The following is a 16815-nucleotide window of genomic DNA, read 5'->3' as shown; positions in this document are numbered from 1 at the left end:
AAGGTGCGCAAGTACTGAAATTTCCAAACACCTAAAATAATTTACTATTTTTGTAAACTTTTTCTAAACCAACTCCGATAAGAAGTCGTGCTATTAAAAAGAGTCTCTATCTCCATTCTCGCATTTTCAGTTGTAGTCAATGCTCTGGCCATTGAGCCTAGTTTCTTTAAAGAAGAGATTGATGTTAATGGAAGGCAGATAAAGGCCAAAGACCTAGTCAAAGATATTGTTAGAATCACAAAATCAAAGTCACCTAAATATATTCCAATTAGGCGTGAAAATGCAGTTTCTGACGACATTCCAAGGCACAATAGCGCTAGCGCAGAGATTTGTATTCAATGTCGAGACACGGCCGAACTAGCTTCAAATATCTCAGACATTGTCGCTAAGGCAAATGAAGACAATCCAAAACCAAGTATTAAGGTCAAGCAAAAGGCCTTAAAGCTTAAGGCCATTGCCACCTATATTGAAACGGTTGATAAATTAGGCGAAGTTTCTTGTCTCGAGAGTGACTTTGATAGCGGCAAAGAACGCTACAATACAAGAGATTTTGATGACTTCGAATTAGTTTTCACTTCTGATATCGCACTAAGTGAGTTCTCATCTCTAAGCCTCGCCCCTAGAACACAAACGAAAACTAGAATTACTTGGTTTCGCTCTACAGATGAAGTTGGCGAAGATATCTTTATTAAGGTTGTTTTTATAAAAGACCAAGAACCATATTTTCAGATCTACTATCCACATGACACTTATGTTGACCCAATAAAGCCAACAGATGTTGAAAGAAATATTCCAGAAGGTGTAACTCTTGAGACAAATAATGAATCAGAGATGGCCCTCGTGAGGGATCAAGAATATGACACTTTCATTGGAAAGGTTAAAATCAACAAGGCACTTCTACTAGAGCAAAGCTACTACGTCCCTACTTCTCTAACATTATTAGAGATGGAAACAGAGAGTAGTCTTGGAGAGGACACAAAGCTTACAAGTAAGGTAGAGATCAATGACAGAAAACAAAGAATTAATGTAAACCTCAATAGTAAGCTTACTGAGGATACGACCCTAGATGGCCATCTTGATATCAAACCAAATAAACAAAACTTAAATCTCAAACTATCTAATCGTTATAGTGACGATATCACAATTGATAGCAATGCAGATATCTCTACAGATAAGCAGCAACTTGACTTAAACCTAGTGCACCAAGGGAAATCCACAGCAAGGGCCGTAGCAAGAGCAGATGGTTACTTTCTTGCTGGAGTTACAGTGGCCACACCGGAGTTTCAAAATTTTGATATTGAAACAGATATGAGCTACGACACAAATCAGACAGCGACAATTGCCAATGACTTCAGGTTTCAAGGAACGACTATTATTAAAACTGGGACAGTGATTAATTCTCAGGGGGAAGTTGACTTCAGAGCACAAAGGTCATTTGAAGTATTTGATGATGCTAATATCACAATGGAAGTACAGCACTCGACGAAAGACAGAGGCGTCAATGTTGATCGTACCTCTGCCTTCATTTCTTTTGATATGAAATTCTAATTAAATGAATTAACCGTCATTACCAATTGAAGCAACAGGACAAGCATCCATTTGCTCTTGGCATAACTCTTCTTCTTCTGGTGTTGAAGGTTGCTTAGCAATATAAGCATTTCCGTCTTCATCTTCAGCGAAGAATTCAGGGGCACCCGTGTAACAAACGTTACATGCAATGCATCCTTCTCCGTTATCATCATCTGGGTCAGTACAGTACCACTTTCCAGCAACATTATCTTTGTGCTTCATTTCTTTATTTGCCATGTTAACTCCTTGATTTTATTAACACACAACACAATATTTCATTGATTATATTTTGCCTAAGTCTACTAGATTTGAGAATATAGCACAAGATACTCAATCATAAATTTCACAGGAGATTTTTAAAATGACGACGAGCCTTGAAAAAGCTAATGCTTGGGCCAATAACCCATATTTTGATGAAGAGTCACGCGCTGAAATCCAAGGATTAATTGACGCAGATGACATGAAAGAGATCGAAGAAAGATTTTATAAAGATATCGAGTTTGGTACTGGTGGACTTCGCTCTATCCTTGGTGCTGGAAATAATCGTATTAACAAGTATACAGTTCGTCGAGCAACGCAGGCCCTTGCTGGTGAAGTTCTCGACCATAGCGTAAAAACTGGAATCACTGCCCCATCAATTGCAGTAAGTTATGATTCTCGTAAATTCTCTTTTGAATTCGCTAAAGAAGTTTGTAGCGTCATGGCCGCCAATGGAATTAAGTCTTATATCTACAAGAGACTAAATCCAGTGCCAATGCTTTCTTACTCAGTAAGATACCACAAGGCCCAGGCCGGAGTAATGGTGACAGCTTCTCACAATCCTCCTGAGTATAATGGTTACAAAGTATACTGGAATGATGGTGCACAAGTTACTCCACCAAATGACAAAAATATTATCAATCGTTACTACGATATTACTTCGTATGATGCAGTTAAATTCATGGACTTCGCTCAAGCTGAAAAAGATGGATTCATTAGCTGGGTTGGTGAAGATGTAGAACAAAGCTTCTATAACGACATCCTATCTAAAACAGTAAATCCTGAAATGTGTAAGCAAGATGGAAAAGACCTTAAGATTGTTTATACACCAATTCACGGTACAGGTCTTATTCCATGTATAACAGCACTTGCCCAACTTGGATTTACAAATGTAGAAGTTGTGAAAGAACAAGCTCAACCTGACTCAAGCTTCCCTACTGTTAGCTCTCCAAACCCAGAGAATGCATCAGCAATGAAAATGGCCGTTGATCTTATGAAAGAGACAGGTGCCGATATCGCATTTGGTTCAGACCCTGATACAGATAGACTTGGTGTTGCTTTCCAACACGAAGGTGAAACTCAATACATCAACGGAAACCAAATCGGAATCCTGATGCTGTACTACATGCTTCACAACCTTAAAGAAAATGGCAAGATGCCAGCTAACCCATACTTTGTGAAAACGGTTGTAACGACTCCTCTTCAAGAACTTATCGCTGAAAAGTACGGCGTTAAGTCTTACTCTACTCTAACAGGATTCAAGTGGATCTGTGGACTAATGAATAAGATCGAAAAAGAAGATCCTTCGGCAAACTTCCTCTTTGGAACAGAAGAGTCTTTCGGTTACCTTCCACACGACTTTGTTCGTGACAAAGACGGTGTTGCTTCAATCACTTTCATGTCTGAAGTCACGCTCTATTTTAAGAAACAAGGAATGAACCTAATTCAAGCTCTCGATAAAATTTACGAAGAATTTGGATTTAGCCAAGAGTCTCTCCTAAATCTTGTTTACCAGGGTAAAGAAGGGGCCGAAAAAATTACACGAATCATGAGTCATTTTAGAGACTTAGCTCCGACAAGCTTGTGCGGACAGGAGATTCGCGTTATAGAAGATTATCAAACAGGTATTGTAAAAGACCTTGAATCAGGTGATGAGTCAAAACTGGATTACCCAGTAAGTAATGTTATTGGTTACCACTTCAAAAATGGAAACCGCCTGTATCTTCGCCCATCAGGAACTGAACCAAAAATTAAGTTCTACATTATGATTCAAGAAAAAGAAGGCGAACTTTCTGAGAAGAAAGCAAAGGCTTCAAAAGTAACTGATGAGTTCCTAGCATTCATTAATGAAACAGCTGAAGGACTATAAGGTTAAGGAGTATAAATTTTGAAAAGTGATAAACTTGCAGTTGTATTAGTTAGTGGTGGTATGGATTCGTTGGTTTGTGCTGCAATTGCAAATGAGAAGCATGAGAATCTTGCGTTTCTTCATCTTAACTACGGACAAAAAACTGAAGAACGTGAATTAGATTGCTTCCAAAAAATCGCAGATTATTACGGAGTCGACAAATCACTTCGTAAAGTAATTGATGTATCTTTTCTTAAACAGATTGGTGGAAGCTCACTAACTGACGACGGAATTGATGTAAAACAATACAAGGGTGAATCAGAAGAAATCCCTGATAGCTACGTACCTTTTAGAAACACTCACATCATCGCGATGGCCGTATCTTGGTCAGAAGTTGTTGGTGCAAAAAATATCTATATCGGTGCAGTTAATGAAGACTCATCAGGATACCCTGACTGTCGTCCAAGTTACTACGCAGCTTACAACGAGCTAATCAAGCAAGGAACAAAAGATGGTGATATCGAAATCATCACTCCAGTAATTGATATGGCAAAGAATGAGATTGTACAAAAAGCGGTAGACCTAGGTGCTCCACTTAAGTTTTCTTATTCATGTTACGCTCGTGGAGATAAAGCTTGTGGTGTTTGTGACTCTTGCGCTCTAAGACTTAGAGGCTTTCAAAAGGCAGGGATTGAAGATCCAATTGAGTACGATCAAAGACCAAACTATCTTTTAGAAACAACAAAGAAATAAAAAAAAGCTCCCTTTTTGGGAGCTATATTAATTTTTCTGCTCTTCTAACATCAAATTTTTCAACATTTTCATCAAAGTATGCCAAGAAATGTTTAACATGCTCTGTTTCCATATGGGCCTTCCAATGTGCTTCTGTTTCCCATATTTCATATAACCAAAAACTCGACGGATCTTCTTCTTCCTGATGTGGGTCGAATTTGGTACAACCAACTTCTTTATAAGTTTCTTCTACTAGTTTTAGTAACTCTGTTTTAATCAATTCAGTTTTATCAGACTTAGCCTTAATATTAACGATAAGAACTAGCATAAAGTACTCCCTATTTTAAAGTTATAAGAAAAGACCCCTATTAGGGGCCATTTCTATTATTAGTTTTTAAATTAGTTATTCAGCAGCAGCTTCTGTTTCTTCTTCAACAGCTGGTGCTTCTACTTTTGCAACAGGAGCAGTAATAAGTCCTGCATCAGTTAGAATTTTTACTTTTTCTTCTTTGTTTACAAATTTTCCGTTTGCAGCTTTAACAGCAAAACGACCAGATCTTTTCTTAACAATTGTGTACTCGCCTACTTTTTTAACAACTTCCATGAATTCTCCTATAATAATTCTTTGCGTTTGTTATCTTTTAAGTGTTGAACAATTTCTTTTACTCGTTGTGAATCATCTTTAGGCACAATCATAACGGCCTTATCATTTGAAACAACAACAAGATCTTGGACATTAATTAAAGAAACATGCTTATCAGGAGCATAGATAATATTCCCTGTCGCATCCTTTAAAAAAGTTCCGTTACTATCAATTATAGTGTTTCCCTCCACACGGTCAACCACTTGTTCAAGTGCCTCCCACGATCCAAGGTCATTCCAATCAAATTCGGCCTTAACTAAGCTGATACGACTTGATTTCTCCATAATAGCGTAGTCAATCGAGTCTTTTGGAATCTTATTATATACTTCTTCAAGCTTCGCCTCGTCGTCAAGGCTTGCCTTCAATTCTTCATAGAAAGAAAACATTTCCGGTGAGTGGGCCGCAAACTCTTCTTTAAAAACACCAAGTGGCGCCATAAACATCCCGGCATTCCAAACATACTTACCTGTTGATAAGTATTCCTTGGCCTTCTCAAAATTTGGTTTTTCAACAAATTCATCAACCTTGAATCCATCACCTACTGCTTCACTTGTTTTTATATAACCATAACCAGTGTGTGGGAAGTGAGGAGGAATCCCTATCGTTGTAATCGTTTGCGTATCACTTGAAAGCTTTACGGCCTTCTCAAAGCTCGCCTTAAAGCCAGACTTATTTAAGATGACGTGATCCGAAGGCATAACAGCGATAATATCATCCGATTTGGCCCCCGCAGCCTCAATGGCAGCAAGAGACAGGAGAATACAAGGAGCTGTATTTCGCCCAGCTGGTTCATAAATAATATGTTCTTCAAGAATTTGATCTTTTGAGCAAGAAATTGCTAACTCAGATTGGTCACGAGTTGTAATGATAAAGCGATTCTTCAAGTCGACACTTTCTTCAAAGCGATCAAGAGTTTGACCTAGTAGAGTTTCATTTCCAACGAGAGAAAGGTACTGCTTTGGTTTTGATTCTGTCGACTCTGGCCATAGGCGTGTTCCCTTCCCACCGGCCATAATAAGTGTGTAAATATTCATAAAAAAATGCCCTTAAATTGTATAAGGGCATCGTATCATAAAAAATGTAAATGTTCTAAATGGTGAATTAGTCGAATTTTGTAAAGAAATAATCACGCCCTGCAAAAAGAGAAGGGTGCTTCTTAACATATTGCTTTGCTTCAATACTTCTCTCAAATGCCCCAAGACTTACGCGGAAACGGTTCCCCTTCCCTGGTACATCTTTCTCATTAACGATTGGGCTAAAGCCTAGAACTCTAAAACCTTCAGCGAATTCCTTAGCATCATCAATCGACTCAAATGAACCAACCACGATTGTGTACTTACCAGTGTACTCATCAGTTTTTGAAACAGATTCCTCAGCAGCATTACTTTCGACAACTTGTTGCTGAACTGGTTCTGCGGCCCTTTCCTCAACAGCTTCATCTACTGGTGAATCCTGAACGCCGACATCATTGAAGTCTTTATTCTCATTTGAAAACTCATTAACCATCTTCTGCTTTAATGATTCTTCAATTCTCTTATTTAATTCTTCTTTTGAAACTTTCTTTGTCTCTTTATCTTGAACTATTTCTTTAACCTTCTCCTCTTCTGGAGATGTTAGCTCAACCTTTTGCTTCTCATCCATTGGCTCAACAATCGCTTTTTCCTCTTTATTACTAAGCCCAGCTTTTTCAAAAGCATAATTAGATCCAATCTTTAGGCCAAAGAAGAATGATGTAATGGCAACCAGGATGACAAAGATGACAACCAATAAGATTTCTTTTTTCTCAAATACGTAGAAGTTACTTTTATCGTTCATAAGGATATTTTAATCTCTCCACAATTATTAGCAACTTGCTGAAAATACTAGGAAAAATAATCCTTTATTTCATATTTGAAATATATCCCGACATTCTGACTCAGAATAAAGACTCTCCCATCTTTCTATTTTATAACCCGTGAAGTCTTATGAACTTTGCCAAACCGGGAGAAAGAAAATGAAAAAGATTTTAAAGAATAATAAAGGACAAGGTGTTATGGAATATATGATCATCACAAGCCTTGTCGGTATCATTTGTATTACGGCCGTAAAAACACTTGGAACAAGAGTCCAAAAAAGACTAGAAGACGCATCTGACAAGATCACTAAGAGTATCAAAGTAAATTAATACACAATTATGAAAATACTTTCTTACGCTCTATCTATTACTCTAATTGTCTTTGTCTTCCTCGCAAGCTCAGCTGTTAGCGAAAAGTATCGTTGTAAAAATAGTATTGTCTTTCAAGCTTATGTGCACTCATTGTCAAAATCACATAATAATAAAAAATCATCAAAAACATTCTCTTGTAAAAGCCTCCTCTCATTTGAGAGGTGGTTTGATTCAAAAACACGGATTAAGTTTGTAAAAAATAAAAATGGAAAATACCTGAAGTATCGAAAAGAGAAGCATCATTTAGGATTTTCAAATGGCCTTAGATGAAAGAGGTAGTACTTCCCTAGTAGCGGTCTTATTTTTTATGGCCTTCATCGCCATCATCTTTTCAAATATGGCCCGCTCCTATGAAGAACTCCAAATTATAAAGTATTACAATAAATCATATATCTGTTCAAAGAAGGCAATTGTTGAGTACAAGTCCTTCTACAAAAGAATTTCTTATATCAATGTCGGCCTAAAAAGCCTGTTTTACGCTCAATTCTTTCCCCTAGCAGCGTGGCTAAAGCCATTTATGAAGTATGGGGCCAAAGGACTTATGTACCTACAAAGTGCGCTTCGCTACTTCCTACGCTACAAGCTCTTAACCATAGCGGAGTGTGATACGGCAAATATTCTAGGTCTTTTAAAATCTGACCCATTAGGAAGAAGAATTTGGAAAATCAAAAGAAGACTCGATACTTCAGCTGTCTTTGAAAAGAAATGGAAGGCCTTTATGCCCTTTCACTACCCAGGGAGTAACCTATCAGAAAATCACTCATTCGTTATTACCTTAAAATTCAAACTCAAAGAGGGAAGAATTTTAGACGATTTCGCTCTCACCTCAAAACACATGGCACCCAAGGGTATTCAACAATTGAAGGACTACTATGGACTTCAATTTTTGTAAGTACATTAATTCTTATGATTAACCTGGAGGTTAAAATTGAAAATTCTAAACAACGAGAAATCAAAAACTTCATCAAAACCTGGAACTCAATCAAATAGCGACACCCCTTCATCACCACTTCTCTTTAATAAGGAGAAGGAAGAAAAGATGAAGAAGGCCCTCTATCTTAGATTTTGGGTGGCCCTCGTACTGACTAATATCTTCACTTATATCCTTTCAGTCCCTTCCCCACAAAACCTACCTGAGGAGCATATTACAGTGGCAAAAGATGAAAGACTTCTTAAGCTTAAAATAAATGAAATGACCAATCTAGTGGGAAGTGAAGAGTATGTATCTTTATATGCAGGCCCTACACACATCACAAATAAGGCCAAGATCGTGAAAAAACTAAACGATGAAGAAGTCCCTATTTATCTCGTAAAAATTTCTATTTCAGATTTGAATAGAATTGCTCCTTATAAGGCTTTAGAGCTAGATTCCTATCCAGTTACAGATCTACCAAAATCCAAAGGAGGAGCTTATGAAATTGAAATTTAGCCTTATTACAATCCTATTATGTACAAGCATTCAAGCACGTGAAGTGATTGTTTATACATACGATTCTGACAAAAACCACATGTTTGAAGTACTTAGCGAATTAATGGCAAAGAATGGAATTAAGAAAGAAGATTTTCGATTTATAAAGAAGAAGAACCCATGTGAAGATATCTATAAAAATGCCCTACTTCACATTTGCTTTAAGGGTGAAGAAGCTGAACCTTTAGTTGTTAGACAAGATAAGCGAGTGCTTCAAAATACATTTGGGCAATAAAAAAGGGCCAACGTCTTGGCCCTCTTTCTATATCTGAAAAATAATTAAATATTAATCTAGATGAATTTTAAACTTAGGAGTAGTTCCCTTGTTTCTGTTATGCGCTTTTCTTTTAGCACCCATTTTTGTTTTTTTAGCATTACGCTTGTTTCTTGTAATACGAGTTCTTGATACCATGATAAATCTCCTCAATATATTTAAATCTAAATTAAAAACAGTTTTCGAGTATAGCTTTTTACTAAGTTTCCTGCCTTTTGTCAAAGTCATTAGCTTAATATGTATCGTAAATTTCAATATTTACGCAACTGGCTCAAATCAAATTACCCTGGCTATAGGCCAAGTCACTGAAATTTCATTATCAGGGATAACAAACTTCAGTATCTCCAATAAAGAAGTTTTATCGAGCAAGGCAATTCAGGCCCAAAATAAGCTCTTTATTAAAGGAAAAATGCAGGGCCAATCGATTGTTACACTTTGGACTAACTCAGGCAAGAAGAAGATACATGAAGTTTATGTCCTCTCAAAATCAGGTCAATTTAAGGTACTTGAGGTCTTAAACAACCTCCGTCACTTTGGTATTAATGGCGATATTAAAGGCGATAAGTTAATCATTTCCCAAGATATTACGACACTTGATCAGTACCTAGTTCTTAGGCCACTTCTCAATAAGAATAAGAGTATTATCTTCAAGGGTGAACTTAAGGATAAAGTCGCTAAGAAAATCATTGGCGAAATTCATCACAAGTTTTTTCAAAACTATTACGATGATATTCGCTGTGAAAAATCCAAGATTGATATCCACTGCTTTACAAACGAAGAGATCTTAAAAGATAAGAAGTTCCTAGGGCCACTCCAAAAAAAGCTAATGGTTAAGTTCTTCCTATCTCAAAGATTTGATAATCTCGTCAACCATAAGCTCGAAATGAGAATCATACAAATTGAAAGAATGGATGGAAAAGAGATCAATTTTGGACTCGACCAAGTCGACGTCGGCCTTTCCGACTTACTCGATGAGGGAGCATCAGCATTGGCCAAAAGTCAGAGCATTGTCTTTAGAGATACTGATTATAATGTGTCGACATTGGCCACTCAAAAAATTCTTTTACGTACAAATAACAAGTCTACCGTTCAAATGGGTTCTGATATCCCTTTTACCACGACAACAAATAACAATGGCAATAATACTCAATGGCGATTTGCTGGACTTAAAATTGAGATGCTACTTGAAAAGATAAACAACAGATACAAAGTTAAATATAGCACAAAGCTAACGAGGCCAATGGGGCAAACAAATGGTGATACTTATATAAACGGGAGTGCCCAAGAGTCGAGTTTTCTAATCGAAAAAGGAATTCCGATTCAGATGTTTGAAATCGATTTAACAACTGATGACAACGCCGGACGAAGACTTCCCATTCTTGGTCAAATTCCCATTCTTGGGAAACTTTTTTCTTCATCCGCAAAATTTAAAACGTATAAAAGAATTATTGCTATCGCAAAATTAAAATAGGAAAAATACATGTCACAAATTAACCAATACTTCTTCAGTGAATTCAAAATGCTTCTCACAGAAAAGTCGAAAAAGACGATTCACTTAAACTTTGAAGAAATTATTTTAGAGACCTTAGAAAGAAATAATCTGCAAGAAAAAGACATCTCAAACCTAGAAGACATCAAGGATTGGTTTAATAAGGTTTACCATCAAAGCTATATTGACGACCTTTTAAACCTTTATGATGCAAACGAGTTTATCATTCACTCTCCTAGTGATATCGAAGTTCATAAGCAAGATAACCTAAATCTAAAAGTTGAATTTCTAAGTAATGAGGATTTTGTTCTAAGCCTCGTCTTTCTTACTCAGAAGCTAAGTATTGACTGGAGCTTCAACACACCATTTGCCTCATTTAAAGATACGCGAGTAATAAGTGGCAATGAAATTGATCTTCGTATCAGTCTTACCCACCCATGCCTTTCACCTAAGTCACAAGCAAAGGCATTTCTACGAGTTCACTCACAAGAGAATTTTAAAGTTTCAAATTTCACTGAAGATAAGGATGCACAGAATCTCATGACAGAGCTTATTTCCAATTACAAAAACATTGTTATTGCTGGCTCCACGGCCAGTGGGAAAACTAGTTTTCTAAGGGCCTGTAAATCATTATGCCAAGAAGGTGAACATCACGTCATCATTGAAGATGTCGCTGAAATAGATGGTGATATCTCACACTCAACTCACCTACTTTCACACCCAAGTGAAGGAAAAAGTCTAAAGGACTATTGTAGCTATGCTCTTAGGATGTCACCCAAGAGGATTATTCTGGGTGAGATTAGATCGAGTGAAGTTATTCCATTCCTATTGGCCATGAATACTGGACACAAAGGAATGATGAGTACCATTCACGCCAATAATGCAAAAGATACTCTCCTAAGATTAACTACATTATTTTCGATTTTTTCAGAGAGTAAAAATGGGATCGACTTTGATCAAATCCTAAGGCTTATTTGTCAAAGCGTTGATCATGTCGTTTTTATTGAAAATAAAGAAGTAAAAGAAATTATCGAAGTTCACGGTAGTGAAGCAGATCGTCCAATTTATTCAACGCTTTATTCAAAAACTAAGAAAATAGCTGATCACCAAAAAGGTCTATCCACTCACGAAGATCTTGGCCATCAACTTCTAGCGTAAAGTAATCGTCATTATTCTCGTCTAGCTGGAAAGACTTATTAAGTAGCTTGGCCTCTTCAAGAGCAAGCCCAAAAACAGTGATAAAGTTTCGAGAGGCTTCGTCTTTTTCCGTTGAGATTGCACAGAAGTGATCTTCTTTGGCATCGCTAATACAGCTTCCGGCCTCGTTTGGGTAAAATACACTTTTAACGATAAGAGGAAGATTAGCTTCAATCAAAGGATTCATCGTTCTGTGAAAAAGAATCTTAGCTCCTTTATTTGTTAGAAGTTTTGTTTGGCGATAACTAAGATTGTGAATGAGTGGAGCATTAGTCAGCACCTTAGGGTCATGTCCATAGACACCTTTTACATCCTTCCAAATCACAAGTTCTTGTACATCATCAAGTGCCCAAGCAAAGATTGCAGCAGAATAGTCAGAGCCTTCACGGCCTAGAGTTGACGTCTGGCCATCAGTTGTTCGAGCAATAAAGCCCTGAGTGATAACTAGCGAGTACTTATTTAATTCATTGCAATTTGCCTTCGTATTCTTAAAGAGTACCTTGGCCTCATTAAAATTTTGATTTGTGACAATATAATCACGAGCATCAGCATGAAAGACCTCTCTGCCCTGTTGCTCAAGATAGCTTGCAAGAATCGAAGTCGAAATTCGTTCTCCAATACTGTAGATAGAGTCAAGAGTGGCACTCGATTTAGGAAGTGTAAGATAACCTAATAATTCTTTTTTAAAATTAGAGAGATCAACGGAAAGCTCTAGTTCATCAACGATCACTTTATGTTTTTGGAAAAAGGCCTCAACTAATGAAGCGGAGTCTTCCTTAAAATAAATTGATTCAAGTTCGTTAGTTGAATTATAGGTTGCAGATAGTACAACTAGTGCATCATTTGGACATGCTAGGATTAAGTCTGCAATCTGCTTAATGGCAGCAGCACTTTTAATAGAGCTGCCACCAAATTTATATACACTTCTCAAGTTTTTAGTCTCTTGTTAACTTCTTGTATGTATAACGTTTAGGATTAAGAGCAGCATCGCCAAGACGCTTTCTCTTATCTTCTTCGTACTCATCAAAGTTACCTTCAAACCACACAACTTTACCATCACCTTCAAAGGCAAGGATATGTGTAGCAAGACGGTCTAGGAAGAAACGGTCGTGGGAAATGATAACCGCACAACCAGCATAATCAACCAGGGCCTTTTCTAGGGCCTGTAGTGTATTTACATCAAGGTCGTTTGTTGGCTCATCCAGAAGGAGAACATTTCCACCTTCTTTAAGAACTTTTGCAAGGTGAACACGGTTTCTCTCACCACCTGAAAGCTCAGAAACTTTCTTCTTCTGGTCTTCACCAGAGAAGTTGAATTTAGCGATATAGGCACGAGAGTTTACTTCTTGGCCACCAACATTGATGAATTCAGTTCCATCAGCAACAACATCATAGATTGTTTTCTCTGGATCCAGATCACGCCCTTGATCAACGTAAGCAAGCTTAACAGTATCACCAACATCAAAAGTTCCTGAAGTTGGTTGTTCTTGACCAGTAATCATTTTAAATAATGTTGTCTTACCAGCACCGTTTGGACCGATAATACCAACGATCCCACCAGGAGGAAGAGAGAACTCTAAGTTTTCATAAAGTAATTTATCATCAAATGCTTTTGAAACACCATGTGCTTCAATTACCTTATTACCAAGACGAGGTCCTGCAGGAATGAAGAGATCATTTGTTTCATTTCTCTTCTCACTTGAAATCTTTGCTCTTTCCTCATAATTTTTGATACGAGCTTTTGACTTCGCCTGACGTGCCTTAGGGTTAGAGCGAATCCACTCAAGCTCTTCCTTCATGGCCTTTTGTCTCTTAGACTCAGTCTTTTCTTCTTGAGCAAGACGTTTTGCTTTTGTTTCTAGCCAACCAGTGTAATTCCCTTCAAAAGGAATCCCTTGTCCACGGTCAAGTTCTAGAATCCATCCAGCAACATTATCTAGGAAGTAACGGTCGTGTGTTACGGCAATTACAGTTCCTTTATATTGTTGAAGGTGTCTTTCTAACCACCAAACAGTTTCTGCATCAAGGTGGTTTGTCGGCTCATCTAGTAATAGAATATCTGGTTTTTGAAGAAGTAAGCGACATAGTGCTACCCTTCTCTTTTCTCCACCTGAAAGGTTTCCACACTTAGCTTCTGATGGAGGACAATTTAGTGCTTCCATTGCAAGGTCAAGTTGGTTATCAAGTGTCCAAGCATCAGCTGCATCAAGTTTATCCTGAAGCTTGGCCTGCTTATCTAATAAGTCATTCATTTCGTCATCTGACATAGGTTCTGCAAACTTTGCAGAAATCTCATCAAACTTTGCGAGAAGATCAACTGTCTCCTGGCAACCCTGTTGTACAACTTCTCTAACAGTTAACTCTGGATCTAACTTTGGCTCCTGCTCAAGGTATCCAACTGAATAATTCTTTGCTAAGTGAGTTTCACCTAAGTGGTCTTGATCAAGCCCTGCCATGATCTTAAGAAGTGTTGATTTACCAGCACCGTTAAGACCTAGAACACCGATCTTAGCTCCATAGAAATAAGAAAGTGAGATATTTTTTAGAACGTGCTTTTGTTTATAAACTTTCCCAACACGATTCATTGAATAAATAATTTGCTTATCATTTTGATAGGCCATTAGCTGACTCCATTTGTTTTTTTATTACCTAAATAAAGTACCTACAAAACGATAGAATATCAATTATAACTGCTCACAAGCTTAAAGATTTAAATGACTTATTAGGCGGAAAAAGTTTGCGACATAAGGCACAAAGAAGAAGACCACAAGCCATGCAAACTTGAATATCTTTAATCGTTGTAAAAAAACTTCATTTTCACTTCGATAGTCATCCCACAGATTAATTTCAATTGATTCAAGGTCTTCGCAAATATCTGCTCCTTGGTGCTTTTTCATTTCAATAAGGGCCGACAGCCTTCGAAATAAGTCCTTTGCCAAGTCTTGCTTCATCTCAACAATTGAGTTGATTGCTGAACGATGGACAAGTTGATTTATGGGAGTCCCTACGTCGTACATTAGTTTAAAGATAAGATAGGAATTTAAAATCTTGCTTATTGGTGCGAGGAATTTATGCTTTAATTTTTTAATCAATAAAATGAAGCTAACGACACCCATCATATTATAGAGGAAGGCCAAGGCCAGAAAAAAGTAATCAGTCTTTAACCCAAGTATATTGGTTGCGAAGATATTGAGAGCAAATGTAAGGCCCATGGCCATAAGAAATTGAAAGAGGGTTTCGTTGATTGTACCTGAGACCTTTTTCTCAATTTGCAGGTCATTAGAAAGGGCGTGGCGCATTTTTGCGAGAGTACGACTTGTTGCAGCGCCAAATTCTTTTGCAATCTGAGCTATTTCACATACTAGTGAGTCGTAGAACTTATAATTTGATAGTTGCGTTAGATCTCCCATCAGATTAAGTTGCGACACTTCAATTAATAAGTCCTTACCTCTTTGATACTCTGAGCGCATTCGAAATTTCAATAAGTTAAACCTTTCGATTAGACTTTCTGCGGGGATGAAAAGAGCGATAAGTGAAATAGATAGAAAAGATAAAATTGCCAAAATAGACCTCCTATCTTGACGTAACGCTATGTATCTGAAATAACAATATCCCATGGAAAATAAAGAAGAGTTATTTCACATTCGAAATGAAAAGCATGCTTTTGAACAGCAATCAGAAGATATTGATCATCCTGATTTCTATCTCAATGATGAGCTATTAGAAGAGCTACAACTCTTTTGCCAAAATTTTGATCCGTACCGTGATATGGATCTTGAAACAAAATTTCGTTTACAAGAATTTGGTGTTCTTGAACTCTCAAATCCCTTTGAGATTACGAATAAACTTCTTCTCTTATTAGAGAATAACCTTCAATACCGTATAAAGTTAGAAAAAGAAAAGTAACAATGAACAAGAAAACCGCAGGTCGTCCACGCATTCGCACACCTAGGGTAGAACTACACCCTGCCAGTGTTAAATATATCTTCAAAGGTCATCCTTGGATTACAAAAGATAAATATTCTCTGAAGTTTCCAAAGGGATCTCCTTTTATTACAGCAAAGCTTGATGAAGTTAAGAATGACGATGCCAAATTTGTTGTTATGCTTAATGATCCTACTCATGACAGTGTTCTCGCTAGAATTTGGAGGATTGGAGAAGGCTCTTCTCACCTAGGCCCAAAGGAATTCTACTTTGAATTACGTGAGCGTATGCAAGCAAGTTTTGAGGCACGTGGTAATATCGACAACCGAGAAAATTACTACCTAGCTTTTGGTGAGTCAGATTATCTCCCAGGACTATTCATTATACGTTTAAAGGATAGAATCTTAATTCAATTCTATGCAAACTTTTGGAACCACTTTGAAAATGATGTTCTAAAAATTGTAAAAGACTTCTACCCTAAAGATACGGTTTGGGTTCAAAAGAGAAACCTTAAGCGCAAGAAAGAATTCTACTGTGCGACTAATAAACAACTTAAAGAAGATAACTTTCTTATAGAAGAGTTTGGTGTTAAGTACCAAATTAAGCTTAACCAATTCTATGATATTGGTATCTATACAGATATGGCGGCCATTAGAGATCGTGTGAAAGATGACTTTGATGGAAAGAGTGTTCTTAACCTTTATAGCTATACAGGTGCATACTCTCTCTTTGCTCTTAAGCAAGGCGCAACAGATGTAACAAGTGTAGACCTCTCGCAAAAGTACCTTGATTGGCTTCAAGAAAATTTAGTGCTTAACGAAATGAGTGAAAATCATGAGTCACTTTGTATGCCAACAATTAAGGCCCTTGAAAAGTTTAAGGCCGAAGGTCGTAAGTTTGATTTAATCATTTGTGACCCTCCAAGTGCATCAAGTGATGGAAAGAAAGTTTCAAAAGCTATTGATGCATACAAGGATATGATTCCTCTATTTGATATGATTTTAAATAAGGGTGGAAAGGCACATATCTTTTTAAATACACATTCTATTACACGCAAGAAATTTGAAAATAAAATCAAAGAATATATTGGCAACCGTAAGATTAGTATCACTGGATCACTTAAGCTTACTGGTGATTGTCCATCTCTCAAGGGCTTTATTGAAGGCGACTACCTTAAGGGATTAACACTTCTAAAGAAATAAAGGA

Annotated in this window: 19 protein-coding genes; 11 read left to right on the top strand and 8 right to left on the bottom strand. The window is 37.2% G+C overall.

Features of this window, described 5'->3' with window-relative positions:
* Positions 1-87 precede the first annotated feature (87 nt).
* The gene (locus ABMA78_RS10665; protein ID WP_392859943.1) at positions 88-1548 is read left to right on the top strand and encodes a hypothetical protein; all 1461 of its coding nucleotides are present in this window, start codon (positions 88-90) and stop codon (positions 1546-1548) included.
* 9 nt (positions 1549-1557) lie between these two features.
* On the opposite strand, the gene ABMA78_RS10660 is transcribed toward ABMA78_RS10665, so the two are convergent.
* Complete coding sequence (locus tag ABMA78_RS10660) at positions 1558-1806, bottom strand: ferredoxin (protein ID WP_021267936.1); 249 nt, start codon at positions 1804-1806, stop codon at positions 1558-1560.
* Positions 1807-1930: 124 nt separating this feature from the next.
* Here ABMA78_RS10660 and ABMA78_RS10655 point away from each other — a divergent pair, with 124 nt between their 5' ends.
* The gene (locus tag ABMA78_RS10655) at positions 1931-3697 is read left to right on the top strand and encodes a phospho-sugar mutase (RefSeq protein WP_392859940.1); all 1767 of its coding nucleotides are present in this window, start codon (positions 1931-1933) and stop codon (positions 3695-3697) included.
* An 18-nt stretch (positions 3698-3715) separates the two neighbouring features.
* Entirely contained in the window at positions 3716-4429 is a 714-nt protein-coding gene (queC, locus tag ABMA78_RS10650) for a 7-cyano-7-deazaguanine synthase QueC (RefSeq protein ID WP_392859938.1), read from the top strand.
* Positions 4430-4451: 22 nt separating this feature from the next.
* Here queC and ABMA78_RS10645 read toward each other — a convergent pair whose 3' ends face one another.
* The 4 genes from ABMA78_RS10645 to ABMA78_RS10630 form a co-directional block, all read right to left on the bottom strand.
* Positions 4452-4736: a putative quinol monooxygenase gene (locus tag ABMA78_RS10645; RefSeq protein WP_392859937.1), complete on the bottom strand. Its 285-nt coding sequence runs from the start codon at positions 4734-4736 to the stop codon at positions 4452-4454.
* A gap of 75 nt (positions 4737-4811) precedes the next feature.
* Positions 4812-5012, bottom strand: coding sequence for a hypothetical protein (locus ABMA78_RS10640; protein WP_392859935.1), 201 nt, complete (start codon positions 5010-5012; stop codon positions 4812-4814).
* 8 nt (positions 5013-5020) lie between these two features.
* Positions 5021-6085, bottom strand: a complete 1065-nt coding sequence (locus ABMA78_RS10635) for a mannose-1-phosphate guanylyltransferase (RefSeq protein WP_392859934.1) — start codon at positions 6083-6085, stop codon at positions 5021-5023.
* 67 nt (positions 6086-6152) lie between these two features.
* Entirely contained in the window at positions 6153-6866 is a 714-nt protein-coding gene (locus ABMA78_RS10630; RefSeq protein ID WP_392859932.1) for an SPOR domain-containing protein, read from the bottom strand.
* Positions 6867-7044: 178 nt separating this feature from the next.
* On the opposite strand from ABMA78_RS10630, the gene ABMA78_RS10625 reads away from it, so the two are divergent.
* From ABMA78_RS10625 to ABMA78_RS10600, 6 genes are all read left to right on the top strand, one after another.
* On the top strand, positions 7045-7215 hold the full coding sequence (locus tag ABMA78_RS10625; RefSeq protein WP_021268293.1) for a Flp family type IVb pilin: 171 nt from the start codon (positions 7045-7047) through the stop codon (positions 7213-7215).
* 298 nt (positions 7216-7513) lie between these two features.
* Entirely contained in the window at positions 7514-8149 is a 636-nt protein-coding gene (locus ABMA78_RS10620) for a hypothetical protein (protein WP_392859930.1), read from the top strand.
* 36 nt (positions 8150-8185) lie between these two features.
* A complete protein-coding gene (locus ABMA78_RS10615; protein WP_392859928.1) occupies positions 8186-8686 on the top strand; it encodes a hypothetical protein in 501 nt (166 codons plus the stop codon).
* Complete coding sequence (locus ABMA78_RS10610; RefSeq protein WP_392859926.1) at positions 8670-8960, top strand: hypothetical protein; 291 nt, start codon at positions 8670-8672, stop codon at positions 8958-8960. Before ABMA78_RS10615 ends, ABMA78_RS10610 begins: the two co-directional genes overlap by 17 nt.
* 448 nt (positions 8961-9408) lie before the next feature.
* Positions 9409-10470 carry a hypothetical protein gene (locus tag ABMA78_RS10605; RefSeq protein ID WP_392859925.1) on the top strand — a complete coding sequence of 354 codons (1062 nt, stop codon included), beginning with the start codon at positions 9409-9411 and terminating at the stop codon, positions 10468-10470.
* Positions 10471-10479: 9 nt separating this feature from the next.
* On the top strand, positions 10480-11646 hold the full coding sequence (locus ABMA78_RS10600) for an ATPase, T2SS/T4P/T4SS family (protein WP_392859923.1): 1167 nt from the start codon (positions 10480-10482) through the stop codon (positions 11644-11646).
* Here the strand turns inward: ABMA78_RS10600 and ABMA78_RS10595 are convergent.
* The 3 genes from ABMA78_RS10595 to ABMA78_RS10585 form a co-directional block, all read right to left on the bottom strand.
* Positions 11576-12616: an aspartate kinase gene (locus ABMA78_RS10595; protein WP_392859921.1), complete on the bottom strand. Its 1041-nt coding sequence runs from the start codon at positions 12614-12616 to the stop codon at positions 11576-11578. The two genes, ABMA78_RS10600 and ABMA78_RS10595, sit on opposite strands and share 71 nt — an antisense overlap.
* A 4-nt stretch (positions 12617-12620) precedes the next feature.
* Positions 12621-14306 (bottom strand): energy-dependent translational throttle protein EttA, encoded by a 1686-nt coding sequence (ettA, locus tag ABMA78_RS10590; RefSeq protein ID WP_392859919.1) that lies wholly within the window; start codon positions 14304-14306, stop codon positions 12621-12623.
* Positions 14307-14387: 81 nt separating this feature from the next.
* Complete coding sequence (locus ABMA78_RS10585) at positions 14388-15248, bottom strand: hypothetical protein (RefSeq protein WP_392859918.1); 861 nt, start codon at positions 15246-15248, stop codon at positions 14388-14390.
* A gap of 52 nt (positions 15249-15300) precedes the next feature.
* Between ABMA78_RS10585 and ABMA78_RS10580 the strand changes: the two genes are divergently transcribed.
* Positions 15301-15591 (top strand): hypothetical protein, encoded by a 291-nt coding sequence (locus ABMA78_RS10580; RefSeq protein ID WP_392859916.1) that lies wholly within the window; start codon positions 15301-15303, stop codon positions 15589-15591.
* Positions 15592-15593: 2 nt separating this feature from the next.
* On the top strand, positions 15594-16811 hold the full coding sequence (locus tag ABMA78_RS10575) for a class I SAM-dependent rRNA methyltransferase (protein ID WP_392859914.1): 1218 nt from the start codon (positions 15594-15596) through the stop codon (positions 16809-16811).
* Positions 16812-16815: the final 4 nt, after the last annotated feature.

This window comes from Halobacteriovorax sp. RZ-2 (genome assembly GCF_043196685.1).
GTDB lineage: Bacteria > Bdellovibrionota > Bacteriovoracia > Bacteriovoracales > Bacteriovoracaceae > Halobacteriovorax_A.
Note: the sequence above shows the minus strand (reverse complement) of the source record. Positions and strands in the feature narration are given on the sequence as shown.